Below are 14,649 nucleotides of genomic sequence, written 5' to 3'. Positions count from 1 at the left end.
AGGTGGTGCGGATATACTGGCCAGCGGCTGCATAAGTCAAGCGCCTCGCCCACATGCTCCCACAGAGATTTTCATCGCATCTCCTGCCGCGCAGGATCACAACAAAAAACGGCAATCATCGAATGATAATTGCCGTTCTGTTTGCTTACAGCAAAATGTCAGAGCGCTGCGAGACGCGAATCCGCCGTCTTGTCGAATGCTTTCTGCAAACCGGCATCGCGGTTATAAACATCACCGTAATAATGGATTTTCCCATCCGCTTCCGGCCATGCGGTGAAATAGGAAATGAAGACAGGCACGGGTTCCTTGACCTTGATTCCACGCTCATTCTTGCCAAAATATTTTTGCAAATCCGTCACTGATGTTCCAAGAACCGCAGCCGCCATATCGCGTGGTCGTTCCAGACGAATGCAGCCGTGGCTCAGGGCTCGCATGTCGCGGCTGAAATAGGATTTGGCCGGCGTATCGTGCATGTAGATGTCATGCGCGTTCGGGAATAGTATCTTGAGTTCGCCGAGTGCATTGTCGAGGCTCGGTTTTTGACGAATGCCGACATGAGCCTTGCCAGCAGCAACTGCGCTCCAGTTAACGGCACTGGCCGAAACTTTCTTGCCGCCGACATAGACTTCGTAGCCGTTGCGGTCGAGATAGCTCGTATCTCGCATGACCTTTGGCAGCATCTCGTTCAGGATGATCGAACGCGGCACGCCCCATGACGGGTTAAAGACCACCGTCTGGACCTTGTTGTAGAAGAAGTAGGTCTGGTGGGTCGGCGAGCCGATAACCACATTCATCGCCAGTTTTTCTTTTCCATCCTCGAAATATTCGGCGCGATAAGCTGGCTGATTGACCATCACGTAACGCGTGCCGAAATCATGCGGGAGCCAGCGCAGGCGTTCCATCGAATAAAGAATGCGGTCGCGTTTGACGGAAGATTGCTCGCCCTGCAGGGCGGACACCGTATTGCGACCGATGATACCATCGGGCGTGCCGCCGGAAAGCTTCTGGTAATCCTTGATGGCGGCGACGAGTTCAGGATCGTAGACATCGCCGCTTGCATGGGTATCCAGCGCTTGCTTGTGCTCTGCCAGATAATCGGCGGGAGCGTGTCTCGAAATCAGCGCAACGACCTTGCTGAGCTGGTCATTGGTATCACCCGGTTTGATGATGCCGTTTAGAGACAAGCGGATCGGTTCGGCAGATGGCGGCTCGGTATTCGCCAGTTCGCGCTTCAATGCTGCATATTGCTCATTGCTCGGCTGGAAACCATGCAGATAGGCGGATGGATCACTCTCCGTGGCCAGCCTTTCCAGAACGGCCTTCGGATCGACGCGATTGCGCGGCAGATCGTGGAAGCCGCTGAGGCGGTCTGCAACGACACGCCCCTCGCCTGCGTCGATGGCATAGCGCAGCGCACGCGCTGACATGCGAATTTCAAATTCTGCGAGCTTTTGCTGGCGTTCGGTTTCGACGGTAGCGTCGAAACTGTCAGCCGGAATCGTGACCGCATATTCATCGGGATTGAGGCCGTCTTCGTCCGCGCGCGCAAAGAAGGCTGCAACGTTCTTGGCACGGTCCAGTACCTTGTGGTCGGCCGACCACATGAAGGAACGCTCATTTGAATAATAGTCGACGATTGCCTGAGCGATCTCCTTCTCAGCTTTGACATTCACGGATTTCAGATAATCCACCGCTGCATCGAAAGCGCGCTGGCCCGGTGTTTCTTCGCGAATCTGCGGACGAATAGGCGACATGCCCGATGTCAGCGGATCGACGACGGCCGGTTCGGTTGCTGCAGTTACCTGCATGTCGAGCGCGCTGAAATCGATATTGACCAGAGCATCCGGTTTGTAGTCGTAAATCTGCGGTCCTTTGACAGTCACACGCTGGGCTGGCGGAAGGCTGCGCACGGCAGCACGCGGGGCAGAGACAGCATTTGGCGCTACAGGAGCGCGGGGGGCGGCTTGCGGCTGGACAGGCTGGGCTGGCTGTACCTGCTGCTGGCGACGCTGCTGGAAAAGTTCCAGCAGGGAATTTGCGGCCTCAGCCTGCGCTGTGGGGAGAAACACCGAAGCTGCCAGAGCTATCGCGGCTGCGTGGCGGATATTTATCCCGCGTCCAGCGCTGCTCTTCTGATCCATCTGCGAGTGTCTGGAAAACTGCATTTCAAACCGCCAAAGTTTATGCATTCGCTGAAAAGCGAATCCGTCCGAATCTCGCGCATAGAATTTATGAATCTCGTATAGAAACTTTTAACGCTAATGTTTCCTGAAGCAATTTTCCGATTTGCGATTATCACAATTGTTTGAAGCTTCTTCTTGGGAGACATGCCAGGATCACCTGATTGAACAAAGTGACGCAGTGGCATCCATCCCGCATCGCGCTAAAAGCCCGACAGACTACGGTTCCGAAGCCCTCCTTCGGAGCTTCGATCAACATTTAGCGCGAGCCGGATAAGATTAGGTTTCCGACACGTGCAGCTGGCAAGCAAGCGAGGTACCACGATGGCAGAAGCAAGCGCCGCCGATCTTTTTCCTCTTGGTGAAGACGACACCCCTTACCGCAAGCTGACTTCCGATCATGTCTCTATCGATACGTTCAAGGGGCAGGAAATTCTGACTGTCGATCCGGAAGGACTTCGCCTGCTTTCGGAATCAGCTTTTGCCGATATCAATCATTTGCTGCGTCCTGGCCACCTGCAACAGCTTGCCCATATTCTCGAAGATCCGGAAGCAACGGACAACGACCGTTTCGTTGCCTATGATCTTCTGAAGAACGCCAATATCGCCGCAGGCGGCGTGCTTCCCATGTGTCAGGATACCGGCACGGCCATCATCATGGGCAAGAAGGGCCGTCGCGTCTGGACCGAAGGCGGTGATGCCGATGCTCTGGGTGCTGGCGTGCTTGATGCCTATAACAAGAAAAACCTGCGTTATTCGCAGCTGGCGCCGCTTTCTATGTTCGAGGAAAAGAATACCAAGAACAATCTGCCTGCGCAGATCGACATCTATGAAGAAGGCGAAGACGCCTACAAATTCCTTTTCGTTGCCAAGGGCGGCGGCTCGGCGAACAAGACATTCCTCTATCAGGGAACACCATCGCTCCTGACGCACGACCGCATGATCGACTTCCTCAAGGACAAGATACTGAGCCTCGGAACAGCCGCCTGCCCGCCTTACCATCTGGCAATCGTCATCGGCGGCACCTCGGCTGAAATGAACCTGAAGACGGTCAAGCTCGCCTCGACGCGTTATCTGGACAGCTTGCCGACCGAGGGTTCCGAAACCGGCCACGCCTTCCGCGATCTCGAAATGGAAGCTGAAATCCATAGACTGACGCAGTCTCTCGGCGTCGGCGCTCAGTTCGGCGGCAAATATTTCTGCCATGACGTCCGCGTCATTCGCCTGCCGCGCCACGGCGCTTCGCTGCCAATCGGCATCGGCGTTTCCTGCTCGGCCGACCGTCAGGCCAAGGGAAAGATCACCAGGGACGGCATTTTTCTGGAAAAGCTGGAAACCAATCCGGCCAAGTACATGCCGGATATCGACGAGGAAAAACTGTCGTCGCATGTGGTCAAGATCGACCTCAACCAGCCGATGCAGGACATTCTCAAGGAATTGTCGAAACATCCGGTCAAGACGCGCCTATCGCTTTCCGGCCCAATCATTGTGGCGCGCGATCTGGCCCATGCCAAAATTCGTGAGAGGCTTGAAAACGGCGAAGCCATGCCGGATTATTTCAAGAACCACCCGATCTATTATGCTGGCCCTGCCAAGACACCTGCCGGTTATGCCTCCGGTTCGTTCGGACCGACCACGGCAGGCCGTATGGATTCCTATGTGGATCAGTTTCAGTCCTTCGGCGGCTCCATGGTGATGCTCGCCAAGGGTAACCGTTCGCGTCAGGTGCGCGAAGCCTGCGGACAGCACGGCGGTTTTTATCTGGGGTCCATCGGTGGTCCGGCTGCCCGTCTGGCACAGGATTGCATCAAGAAAGTCGAAGTCGTGGAATACCCGGAACTCGGCATGGAAGCCATCTGGCGTATCGAAGTGGAAGATTTCCCGGCCTTCATCGTCATCGATGACAAGGGCAATGATTTCTTCAAGGAACTCAATCTGGGTTAAAGCATTTCCAGCAAAAGTGCGAAGCGGTTTTGCGTAGGATAATGCGACGAAACAAACGCTTAGAGCACAGATTTGATTGAATCAGATCTGTGCTCTAAGCAAATGAAAGGGCGACGCAAGCCGCCCTCAGGCTGCTGACAAACCTCCGGCAGGGTCAAAATGACCTCAGATTCACGGAACGTCCCAGATTCAGAACGTGAACAAATCGGAATCAAAACCCCTCGTTTTTGACTGCTTCCAAAAATCGAGGGGTTTGTAATCAATCTGAGGGCGACGCAAGCCGCCCTTTTAGTTTCAGGCATTTGTGCCGCCATCGATGGTGAGGGTAGCTCCGGATACGAAACGCCCTTCGGGGCTGGCAAGCCAGGCCACCAGACTTGCAATATCGTCAGGCGAACCGAAACTGCCGGTTGCGATAAGCGCGCGTTGCTGTTCGGCATGCTCGCCAGCTGCAGGGTTCATGTCGGTATCGGTGGAGCCGGGTTGAACGACGTTGACCGTAACGCCCTTCGGGCCGAGATCGCGCGCCAGACCTTTTGTCAAACCGATCAGCGCAGCCTTGCTTGCCGCATAAAGGCTGATGCCCGGCCACGGCACGCTTTCAGCGAGGTTGGAGCCGATGGTGATGACGCGCCCGCCAGCGCCAAGATGTGGTGTGGCCGCTGAAACGGCAGCAAAGACAGCCCGGAAGTTCACAGCCATCACTTCATCGAAGTCGGCAAGCGTGATCTCCTCAAGCGGAGCCGCATGCCAGATGCCAGCGCTGTTGACCAATATGTCCAGACGGCCAAAATTCTTGACCGTTTTCTCGATTGCCGCGGCAATCTGGCTCGCATCGCGATTGTCGGCCTTCAACGCCAGAGCCTTGCCGCCATTGGCTACGATTTCGGAAACCACCGCTTCAGCTTTTTCCTTGCCGTTCACATAAGTGACGACAACTGCCGCACCATCTTTCGCGAGCCGGTGTGCAATCGCTGCACCGATGCCGCGACTTCCGCCGGTGACGAAGGCAACCTTTCCGTTCAAAGCTTCCGCAGACATGCCATTTCCTTTCTGTATCGATTGATACATAATTGCTGACAGGCTTGCGCAGAACCGTCAAGGCATTTATTTAATGATCGATACAGAAAGGTTCAGACGTGGCAGAAAAAGGACGCCCCCGCAGCTTCGACCGCGAAACAGCGCTTCATGCTGCGATGCTTATATTCTGGGAAAAAGGCTTCGACGGATCGTCGCTGGCCGATCTGACGATGGCTATGGGTATCAATGCGCCAAGCCTCTATGCGGCATTCGGAAGCAAGGAAGAGCTCTATCTTCAAGCCCTCACCCTTTATGCCGGTGAAATCGGCGTTGAAATCTGGTCGGCACTGGATGAAACGCCGGATGTTCGCGCAGCTTTCGAGCGCTTTCTGCTTGCCACGATAAATGCCTATTGCCAGGAATCTGTGCCGCGGGGCTGCATGATTGCGCTGGATGCGCTGCATCGCACGCAGTCAAGCGACAAGGTTTGCAACGTGCTGCGCAATCGCCGCCAGACCAATATAGAAATACTGAAGAAGCGGCTTGAGCGCGGCATTCGTGATGGAGATATTCCGGCATCCGTCAATTGCGAAGCGGTCGCAACCTTTTACGCAACAGTCCAGAACGGCATGTCCATTCTCGCGCGCGATGGCGGAACGCGCGAAGACCTCACCGCAACGGCATTGGGCGCCATGGCCGGTTGGGAGAAACTGGTTTTTCCCAACGTATAATCAGGCCACCAGCCTTAACCTCGGAGCATCATCAAGATAATCCGCCACCAGCGATGCTACTTCGGCGCTCGCGATAATGCGGCGATGCCCAAGACCATCCGCCCAGTGCACCTTGACATGAGAGCCTGCCTTACCGGCCATTTCAGCACAGATGGCGGGCACTTCCTTGTCGTCATGCGCATGGATGACGAGCGTCGGGATCGTCATACGACGCAAATGAACATCGGTGTCGAAATCCGTGATCGGGCGCGCCGCGATATAACGGACTTGTTCCTTCATTGCGCTGCGCACCTCACGACCGAGCCCAAGCACTTTGCCAAAACCGTCAAAGACACCTGCCATGGAGTGCGGGGAAGCAATCGTTACCAGCTTTGCCGGACGGTGTGACTGGTAGCATCCGAGAGAGCCTGCTGCGGCATTGACGATGACCGCACCGCCGAATGAATGACCGATCATTGCATCGAACGGACCATACTGGCGCCACGCAACATCAACGGCGGCGATTGCCTGTATCATGTTGAGGGTGCGGCCTGCCGATGCGCCATGCCCCGGCAGGTCGATGGAAACAACCCGCTCACCCCGCGCCACAAGTTCGCGAATGATCGTCATCATATCTGCTGTGCGCGACCCCCATCCATGGACGACGAGCGACGTTCTTCCCACATAGCTGTCCGGTTCGAACAGATAGGTTGCGATAAGCCCGCGATCGATAATCAGATCGAGCCGCTTTGCCTGGCTGAGTTCATTGCTCGCCCGCTCAAGTCGTGCGGCATAAGCCTTGGTCTTCGGCTTTCGGCTTGGCGTTCGACAGAAAATCCTGAATGCGGCGCGACCTGCCTTGTCGGCATCAATGCGGCCAAGCACACCCAGGCCGAATCGCGTAACCTGTAAAGAAAACGACGTCATGACAGGGCCTCAATTATGTTCAATCATGAACAAATAATTGTACAAGAATGAACAAAATGCAAGACAAGACTCAAAAACTGCCGTGGGACAATCCACGCTTCAAGAACTGGATTGCCGTTGCGCGTGCCGGCAAGGCGGTGGAACGCGCCCTCGCCCAGGGATTATCGGCTTTCGATCTCAAGATCGCCGATCTCGATGTGCTGATGAATATCTATCGCCATCCCGGTGAATCCCAGCACGATCTGGCGCGTCGCATTCTTGTCGGGCGTTCGAATATCACCATGTTGCTGCCAAAGCTCGAAAAGCGCGGCTTGCTGGTGCGCGAGGGCGACCCGACGGACAAGCGCGTGATGCGTCTGACGCTCACTGCCAAGGGTGAAAAGCTATTAGGACATGCGCTGACGATTTATACCGACCTGATCGACCGTGTCATGGCGCAATCGACAACCGCGCAATGCAACGCGATGGGCGATGTGATGCGCCGCATATCGGAAATGCTGGAAAAGGACTGATAGATAGGCGGGATCAGCGGTCCCGCTTCAGGCCTTTTTCGGCGAGCTCATCGAGATAGGTTTGCCATAAGGTGTCCTTCTCCGTGCCGAGCTTGTGGAGATAGGTCCACGAAAACAGGCCGGTATCGTGCATATCGTCGAACGTTATGCGGACGGCGTAATTGCCGACCGGCTCCATCTTCATGATTTCGACATTGCGTTTGCCGCCAACCGTTATCCGCTGTTCCGGCGAATGGCCCTGCACTTCTGCCGAAGGCGACAGAACGCGCAGCAATTCGGCGGTCAGCTCGAATTTCTGGCCATCGTCGAACGCTACAGTCAGCAGTTTGCGGTCGTGCGAAACGCGCAATTCAGTCGGCCAGACCTCACTCATCACCGTTCTCCAGCTTGGTTCTTCGCCAGCTTTTGATAGGCCCCGCGTTAAAATATCGCAATAGTCACGGTCATTATTGAAAGAGCTTCGCATGCGTGAAACTGGACATTGAGGCTCGCAGATCCTATTTCTAGTTAGACGGCGAGCACATTCCTCTGCATCTTGTGGAAACAACGGCTTAATGATGTACACAAACCAAGCGCAGCCACTTGTTTCCCCGACTGGACCCATGATTGATCCTTTCGGGCGCGCCATCACCTATCTTCGCGTTTCAGTGACGGATCGCTGCGATTTCCGTTGCACCTATTGCATGGCGGAACACATGACGTTTCTGCCCAAGAAGGATTTGCTGACACTTGAGGAACTGGACCGGCTTTGCACCGCCTTTATCGAAAAGGGTGTGAGGAAGCTGCGCCTCACCGGCGGCGAACCCTTGGTGCGCAAGAATATCATGCACCTGATCCAGCAGCTTTCGCGCCATCTGAAATTAGGTGCGCTTGATGAATTGACTCTGACCACGAACGGATCGCAGCTTTCGCGCTTTGCCGAAGAGCTGGCGGAATGCGGCATACGCCGTATCAACGTCTCGCTGGATACGCTCGATCCTGAAAAATTCCACCAGATTACCCGTTGGGGCGACCTTTCACGCGTTCTTGAGGGGATAGAAGCTGCACAGCGCGCCGGTATTCGCGTCAAGATCAATGCGGTCGCGTTGAAGGATTTCAACGATCACGAAATTCCCGAACTGATCCGCTGGGCGCATGGTCGCGGCATGGATATGACGCTCATCGAAACAATGCCGATGGGCGAGATCGAATTCGACCGCACGGACCAGTATCTGCCGCTCTCGCAGGTGCGCGAGGATCTTTCCCAGCAATTCACGCTTTCCGATATTCCTTACCGCACAGGCGGCCCTGCCCGCTATGTGACGATTGCCGACACGGGCGGTCGGCTCGGCTTCATCACGCCGATGACACATAATTTCTGCGAAAGCTGCAACCGCGTCCGGCTCACCTGCACCGGCATGCTTTATATGTGCCTTGGCCAGAACGACGACGCCGATCTGCGCAAGGCCTTGCGGGAAAGCGAAAGCGACCTGCTGCTCAATCAGGCGATTGATGAAGCTATTTCACGCAAGCCGAAGGGGCATGATTTCATCATCGACCGCGATCACAATCGCCCGGCGGTCGCTCGCCACATGAGTCTTACCGGCGGCTGAACGGTTTATACTTAAAAAAGCTAACGGCCCGAAATAATTGTCGCGAGATCGACTTTAAAACGGTATGCAGTTGCAAGGCTTAGTGCCTAAACTGGATTCTGTATCGTGCCGCAGTCAGCAAATTTTCGTGCAAGTATTTTCATGCTTCTCGCCATGGGTACCTTCACCATCGGCGATACGATCACAAAATACCTCCTGACCGAGATGAACAGCGGACAGTACATGCTGATCCGGGGTATATTCGCAACGGTTCTGATTGGTTTTCTGGCCTGGCGCCACGGCGCACTGCGCGGTCTTTCGCTTGAAAAGATGACCGTCCTGCGCGTTGCGGGGGAAGTCGTCGCCACTGTCACCTATATTTATTCCCTTGGCCACCTCTCGCAGGCATTCTGCTCGGCTGTCTTTCAGGCTACACCCCTCGTCGTGACGCTGGGAGCAGCACTCTTCCTGAAGGAAAAAGTGGGCTGGCGTCGCTGGTCCTGTATTCTCATCGGTCTCGTCGGGGTTCTCATTATAATCCGGCCGGGAACGGATGGCGCCGCAAGCCTTGTCGCCGTTGTCGTTCTTCTTGCCAGCGTAGGCTTTGCGGCCACGCGAGATATCGCTACGCGTCGCGTGCCTGCGCATGTCCCCACCCTTTATCTTTCAACGCTGACGTCTATAGCCATCACACTGACCGGCGGTGCGCTGACCGTTCCAATGGGTGGATGGCAGCCCGTTGGAATTACAGCAGTCGGCGCCATGGCCATCGCTGCCGTTCTTCTGCTCGTCGGATATCACTTCATCATTCTGGCCATGCGCGAGGGTGAGGTGTCGTTTGTTTCGCCGTTCCGCTATTCAAGCCTGCTCTGGGCAATCGGCCTCAGCACGCTGGTTTTTGGCGAAGCGCCTGACATATATACGATAGCGGGATCGATTCTGGTGGTCGGGAGCGGCGTTTACATGGTCTATCGCGAGAACGTGCTGAAGAAGCGCGAGCGAAGCAAGAGCACGCTTGCGACGATCCCGACCGGCGTGGAACCGTCATGATTGCAGGCGCCATCATCGCTGGCGGTCTTTCCAGCCGTATGCAGGAAGGCGGTGTTTCGGGGGACAAATTTCTCCAGCCGCTCGGCAGCACCGGCACCATCATTTCCCATGTCGTCAGAAGGATCAAACCGCAGGTCGACACTTTGATCATCAATGCGAATAGCGACGATTCCCGCCTGAACGATCTCGGCGTACCGGTGATCAAGGACTTGCCTGCAAAACATGGCGGCCCTCTGGTCGGTATTCTGACCGCACTGACGCAGGCACGAGGGGCCTCGCTGTTGCTGACGACAGCCGCAGATACGCCATTCCTTCCCCATGACCTCGCCGACCACCTTCTTTCGCGTCGGAATGAAACCGGAGCGCGCGTTGTTCTCGCCTGTTCCCTTAGCCGGATCCATCCGATTTTCGGCCTGTGGGAAACCGGGTTGGCAGACGAACTCGCAGCCTGGCTTGCCAATACCAGCAGAGCCAGCGTCTTCGCTTTCGGCGGGCATATCGGATTTGAGACGGTCGATTTTCCGCTTGCCTTCATTGGCAATAGCCCGGAAACATATGATCCGTTCTTCAACATCAACCGGCCCGACGATCTTGTGGCGGCGCAGAAACTGGCTGAGGTAATGGAATGAACCAGAAGCTGTTCGGCATCACCGGCTGGAAAAATTCCGGCAAGACGACGATGACCGAACGTCTGGTCGCATGCCTTACCGCACGTGGATATCGTATCGCCACCATCAAGCACGCTCATCATAATTTCGATATCGACCATGAAGGCACCGATTCCTGGCGTCATCGAAAGGCCGGAGCAGCGGAAGTGGCTATCGTCTCGTCGCAGCGTTACGCAATCATGCATGAAGGTCTGGGCGAAGAAGAACCGTCTCTATGGGAGATTGCGGCCAAGCTGACGCCTTGCGATCTGATTCTGGTCGAAGGCTACAAACGCGAGACACACAAGAAAATCGAACTGCGTCGCGAAGGTGGTCATGCCGGGCCACCTCTCTCGACCGACGATCCTGCTATTGTCGCCATTGCCAGCGATCATCCCCAACCAGGTGAAACAGTGCCGGTGTTCGGCATCGACGATACCGAGCAAATAGCCGATTTCATCAAAGGCGAGATGGGTCTTTGAGAGACTCTCTATAATTCCCCTCTTTTACGACACAATTCCCCGTACTCTGGCAAAGCTCTGCCGAAAACGCCGAGAAATCCCCCTTTGGGACACACAATTTAATTACGCAGACCATCTTGCCAATCGTCTCAAAATGGTGGGAATATCGTTGTCAGATTTGATGGTGGGGATGGAGGCGCGAAAAAATATTGCGCATGATCGGCTCAACCATCTATTGGTAGTGACCGGGGGAAATCACTACCAAACGTGCAGTTTAAAGTTTCACGGTCGTGACTACCCCTTAAGCGGCTGAGCCAGAAGAAATAATCAGGGAACCAGCCAGAACAAAACGAGAGGACTAAAAATGCGCGTATTGAAGCGTATCGCCGCCGCGGCATCTGTTGCTGCGCTGGCAATCACAATCGGCAGCATGTCTACCGGTGTTGCAAATGCAGAAGAGCCGCTCAAGCTCAAGATCGGCACCGAAGGCGCCTATCCTCCCTTCAACTTCATCAAGCCGGACGGCACCCTCTCGGGCTTCGACGTCGATATCGCCAAGGCGCTTTGTGATGAAATGAAGGCGCAGTGCGAATTCGTCACCCAGGAATGGGACGGCGCTATTCCCGCCCTTCAGGCAGGCAAGTTCGATGCCTTCATCGCCTCCATGTCCATCACGGACGAGCGCAAGAAGCAGGTCGACTTCTCCAACAAGTATTACAACACGCCTCCGGGCATAGCCGCTCCAAAGGACACCGACATCAAGGGAGTGACCAAGGAAGACCTCGCCGGCAAGACCATCGGCGTTCAAGTTTCCACCACACACGCCAACTACTCGGAAAAGACCTACACCGACAGCACGATCAAGGCCTATCCGACGGCGGAAGAATACCGTCTTGATCTCGCTAACGGTCGTCTCGACGCAGTCAACGACGACAGTGTGACGCTGGCCGAATGGCTGAAGTCTCCAGACGGCGCGTGCTGCAAGATGGTTGGCACTTTCCCGCCGGTTATCGAGATTCATGGTCCGGGCGCAGGCGTTGCATTCAAGAAGGGCCGTCCGGAGCTGGTTGAAAAATTCAACGCAGCCATCAAGGCGATCCGCGCGAATGGCAAGTACAAGGAAGTCAATGACAAGTACTTTGACTTCGATGCCTATGGGGCCGAAAACTAATCAAAAACTGACACCTATGCGCCGGTTTGCTTTCCTGCAAATCGGCGCAAAACATTTGTACGGGCATGCCGCACAAGCCTCGCCGGGCTGGTCCTCGCAGGCGTTGAAAACATAGGCAAATGCCTTTAGGAAAAAGAATAGGCGCATGGAACATTACGCCACTTTGTTGAGTTTCGGTCCCGACGGTTGGGGCGCAAGTATTGCCTGGGGCCTTCTGGTTACCGTCTCACTGGCTCTCGCAACACTTCCCGTTGGTCTTGCGTTGGGATTTCTGGTTGCCATCGGCAAACAATCCAGCGAGCCGTCGATAAGGCTGGCCGCGAACATCTACACCACGATCTTCCGTGGCTTGCCGGAACTTCTTACGCTCTTCCTTGTTTATTTTGGCGCTTCTCTTGGGCTGCAGCGGCTTTTGAGCCTCCTCGGCATCGAGGCCAATGTCGAAATCAATGCGTTCGGCGCGGGTATGGTCGCGCTGGGATTCGTCTTCTCGTCCTATTCGAGCGAAGTCTTCCTTTCTGCCTTCCGCGCAATCCCGCGCGGGCAATATGAAGGCGGCTATGCAGTTGGCCTGTCGCACTGGCAGACCATGCGCAAGATCATCCTGCCACAGCTGATCCGCATCGCCCTGCCCGGCCTTGCCAATCTTTGGCTGGTGCTGCTCAAGGATACGTCGCTGGTTTCGGTCATCACATTGTCCGATATTCTGCGACAGACCTCCATTGCCGCACGTGTGACCAAGGAACCGTTCCTGTTCTTCGGTATTGCCTGCCTGCTCTATCTGGTTCTCGCAATCATCTCCTCCTACTTCATCGATCGCATTGCCCGCTGGGCCGATGCGGGCGCCAACCGTTCGCGAGGTGCATGATATGACCCAGACAGTTTCCCATACGGCGATTCCTGCCATGGCTCCGCCACCGGTCGTCAAGCAATGGACGCGGATGCGCATTGCGGGCCATATTATCGTCGCTCTCTGGTTCCTTCTTTTCGTGGGCCTTGCCATCTATCTCTACAATGCATGGCGTATAGATCTGTTTGAAACCTACGGGCCACGCTACTGGTCAGGGCTTCTGATAACGTTGAAACTGGTTGCCGTATCGATTGTCATAGGCGCCCTCCTCTCGTTGCCGATTACGGCTGCGCGCATGTCCAACAATCGGTGGCTGCGCGGAATTGCCTTCGGCTATGTCTATTTCTTCCGCGGCACGCCGCTGCTGGCGCAGACATTCCTTATCTATTACGGCTTCGGCACTTTCCGCCCGGCTCTGGAAAGCATTGGGCTCTGGGTCTTTTTCCGCGATGCGTGGAACTGCGCCATTCTGGCGTTTTCGCTCAATACCGCAGCTTATCAGGCCGAAATTCTGCGCGGCGCTATCCAGAGCGTGGCGTTGGGCCAATGGGAAGGTGCTGCAGCGCTTGGCATTTCCAAGCGTGTGACGTTCTGGAAAGTTATTCTTCCGCAGGCGCTTATCGTGGCCTTGCGTCCTTACGGCAATGAAATCATCCTGATGATCAAGGGATCGGCCATTGTGGCTATCATCACAGTGCTTGATCTGATGGGTGAAACGCGCCGTGCCTATTCGCGGACGTTCGATTTCCAGACTTATCTCTGGGCTGCGGTCATTTATCTGCTGATCGTCGAATGCTTGCGGCACGTTTGGGACTTTCTCGAAAGAAGGCTGACACGCCATCTCGTTCGTTAAAGAACGCCAAGTCGGCATAAAGCCCAAATACCGCCCTCGGAGCCTTGCGGTTTCCGGGGGCGATCTGTTTAGAATGCAGCTTCCAACAGTAAGGTAACAGGTTGAGTCATGCTGAAAATCTGGGGTCGTATCAATTCCACCAATGTGAAGAAGGCGCTCTGGACAGCGCGTGAACTTAATCTCGACTATGAACAGATCGATGTCGGCGGCCAGTTCGGTGGATTGAAAGACCCGGCCTATCTCGCCCGCAATCCGAACGGGCTGATCCCCTTGCTGGAAGACGGCGACACGGTGCTATGGGAATCCAATACCATCACGCGTTATCTTGCAGCAGCTTACGGTAGGGACATGCTGTGGATCGAAGATCCGGCCAAGCGTGCGCAGGCCGAAAAGTGGATGGATTGGGCTTCCTCATCCTTCTACACCAATTTCAGCAATGTCATGAAACACCTGATCCGCTTGCCTGAAGCCGAACGCGATCCAGTCATTCTGGAACACAGTCTTCAGGGCCTTGCGCATTCGATGCAGATTGCCAATGAGGGCTTGAAGGAAGCGTCCTGGTTCTCGGGCGAGAATTTCGGTATCGGCGATATTCCCATCGGCTGCTATGCCTATGCCTGGTTTGAGTTTCCGATTGAACGCCCTTCTCTTCCACGTCTTGAAGACTGGTATGACCGTCTCAAGCAACGACTGGCCTATCAGGCGGCCGTTATGACACCCCTCACCTGATTTCTAGAATTTTTCAGAGGAATG

At 55.3% G+C, this 14,649-nt stretch carries 16 protein-coding genes; 11 read left to right on the top strand and 5 right to left on the bottom strand.

Features of this window, described 5'->3' with window-relative positions; genetic code table 11:
- Nucleotides 1–158 precede the first annotated feature (158 nt).
- Nucleotides 159–2,141 (bottom strand): L,D-transpeptidase family protein, encoded by a 1,983-nt coding sequence (locus tag JNC70_RS15235; RefSeq protein ID WP_374788654.1) that lies wholly within the window; start codon nucleotides 2,139–2,141, stop codon nucleotides 159–161.
- Nucleotides 2,142–2,504: 363 nt separating this feature from the next.
- On the opposite strand from JNC70_RS15235, the gene JNC70_RS15230 reads away from it, so the two are divergent.
- Nucleotides 2,505–4,124 (top strand): fumarate hydratase, encoded by a 1,620-nt coding sequence (locus JNC70_RS15230; protein ID WP_104757362.1) that lies wholly within the window; start codon nucleotides 2,505–2,507, stop codon nucleotides 4,122–4,124.
- Between the two features lie 59 nt (nucleotides 4,125–4,183).
- Here JNC70_RS15230 and JNC70_RS15225 read toward each other — a convergent pair whose 3' ends face one another.
- Together JNC70_RS15225 and JNC70_RS15220 are read right to left on the bottom strand one after the other, a co-directional pair.
- Nucleotides 4,184–4,384, bottom strand: a complete 201-nt coding sequence (locus JNC70_RS15225) for a hypothetical protein (RefSeq protein ID WP_374788653.1) — start codon at nucleotides 4,382–4,384, stop codon at nucleotides 4,184–4,186.
- Nucleotides 4,385–4,418: 34 nt separating this feature from the next.
- Nucleotides 4,419–5,165 (bottom strand): 3-oxoacyl-ACP reductase family protein, encoded by a 747-nt coding sequence (locus JNC70_RS15220; RefSeq protein ID WP_104757222.1) that lies wholly within the window; start codon nucleotides 5,163–5,165, stop codon nucleotides 4,419–4,421.
- A gap of 98 nt (nucleotides 5,166–5,263) precedes the next feature.
- On the opposite strand from JNC70_RS15220, the gene JNC70_RS15215 reads away from it, so the two are divergent.
- Nucleotides 5,264–5,875 (top strand): TetR/AcrR family transcriptional regulator, encoded by a 612-nt coding sequence (locus JNC70_RS15215; RefSeq protein ID WP_104757223.1) that lies wholly within the window; start codon nucleotides 5,264–5,266, stop codon nucleotides 5,873–5,875.
- Here the strand turns inward: JNC70_RS15215 and JNC70_RS15210 are convergent, their stop codons facing one another.
- Nucleotides 5,876–6,781 carry an alpha/beta fold hydrolase gene (locus tag JNC70_RS15210; RefSeq protein WP_104757224.1) on the bottom strand — a complete coding sequence of 302 codons (906 nt, stop codon included), beginning with the start codon at nucleotides 6,779–6,781 and terminating at the stop codon, nucleotides 5,876–5,878.
- A 47-nt stretch (nucleotides 6,782–6,828) separates the two neighbouring features.
- Here JNC70_RS15210 and JNC70_RS15205 point away from each other — a divergent pair, with 47 nt between their 5' ends.
- Nucleotides 6,829–7,293, top strand: a complete 465-nt coding sequence (locus JNC70_RS15205; RefSeq protein ID WP_104757225.1) for a MarR family winged helix-turn-helix transcriptional regulator — start codon at nucleotides 6,829–6,831, stop codon at nucleotides 7,291–7,293.
- Between the two features lie 13 nt (nucleotides 7,294–7,306).
- On the opposite strand, the gene JNC70_RS15200 is transcribed toward JNC70_RS15205, so the two are convergent.
- Nucleotides 7,307–7,666 carry a gamma-butyrobetaine hydroxylase family protein gene (locus tag JNC70_RS15200; protein ID WP_104757226.1) on the bottom strand — a complete coding sequence of 120 codons (360 nt, stop codon included), beginning with the start codon at nucleotides 7,664–7,666 and terminating at the stop codon, nucleotides 7,307–7,309.
- A 229-nt stretch (nucleotides 7,667–7,895) separates the two neighbouring features.
- Here JNC70_RS15200 and moaA point away from each other — a divergent pair, with 229 nt between their 5' ends.
- From moaA to JNC70_RS15160, 8 genes are all read left to right on the top strand, one after another.
- The gene (gene moaA / locus JNC70_RS15195; RefSeq protein ID WP_245414811.1) at nucleotides 7,896–8,885 is read left to right on the top strand and encodes a GTP 3',8-cyclase MoaA; all 990 of its coding nucleotides are present in this window, start codon (nucleotides 7,896–7,898) and stop codon (nucleotides 8,883–8,885) included.
- A gap of 141 nt (nucleotides 8,886–9,026) precedes the next feature.
- Complete coding sequence (locus JNC70_RS15190; protein WP_104757228.1) at nucleotides 9,027–9,914, top strand: DMT family transporter; 888 nt, start codon at nucleotides 9,027–9,029, stop codon at nucleotides 9,912–9,914.
- A complete protein-coding gene (gene mobA / locus JNC70_RS15185; RefSeq protein WP_104757229.1) occupies nucleotides 9,911–10,543 on the top strand; it encodes a molybdenum cofactor guanylyltransferase in 633 nt (210 codons plus the stop codon). Before JNC70_RS15190 ends, mobA begins: the two co-directional genes overlap by 4 nt.
- Nucleotides 10,540–11,043, top strand: coding sequence for a molybdopterin-guanine dinucleotide biosynthesis protein B (mobB, locus tag JNC70_RS15180; protein ID WP_104757230.1), 504 nt, complete (start codon nucleotides 10,540–10,542; stop codon nucleotides 11,041–11,043). The genes mobA and mobB overlap by 4 nt, the downstream gene beginning before the upstream one ends.
- Nucleotides 11,044–11,386: 343 nt before the next feature.
- The gene (locus tag JNC70_RS15175; protein ID WP_104757231.1) at nucleotides 11,387–12,193 is read left to right on the top strand and encodes an ABC transporter substrate-binding protein; all 807 of its coding nucleotides are present in this window, start codon (nucleotides 11,387–11,389) and stop codon (nucleotides 12,191–12,193) included.
- A gap of 145 nt (nucleotides 12,194–12,338) precedes the next feature.
- The gene (locus JNC70_RS15170) at nucleotides 12,339–13,061 is read left to right on the top strand and encodes an ABC transporter permease (RefSeq protein ID WP_104757232.1); all 723 of its coding nucleotides are present in this window, start codon (nucleotides 12,339–12,341) and stop codon (nucleotides 13,059–13,061) included.
- 1 nt (nucleotide 13,062) lies between these two features.
- Nucleotides 13,063–13,896 carry an ABC transporter permease gene (locus JNC70_RS15165; RefSeq protein WP_104757233.1) on the top strand — a complete coding sequence of 278 codons (834 nt, stop codon included), beginning with the start codon at nucleotides 13,063–13,065 and terminating at the stop codon, nucleotides 13,894–13,896.
- 108 nt (nucleotides 13,897–14,004) lie between these two features.
- On the top strand, nucleotides 14,005–14,625 hold the full coding sequence (locus tag JNC70_RS15160) for a glutathione S-transferase family protein (RefSeq protein WP_104757234.1): 621 nt from the start codon (nucleotides 14,005–14,007) through the stop codon (nucleotides 14,623–14,625).
- The last annotated feature ends 24 nt before the right edge of the window (nucleotides 14,626–14,649 follow it).

The organism is Brucella oryzae (genome assembly GCF_041929965.1).
GTDB lineage: Bacteria > Pseudomonadota > Alphaproteobacteria > Rhizobiales > Rhizobiaceae > Brucella > Brucella oryzae.
Note: the sequence above shows the minus strand (reverse complement) of the source record. Positions and strands in the feature narration are given on the sequence as shown.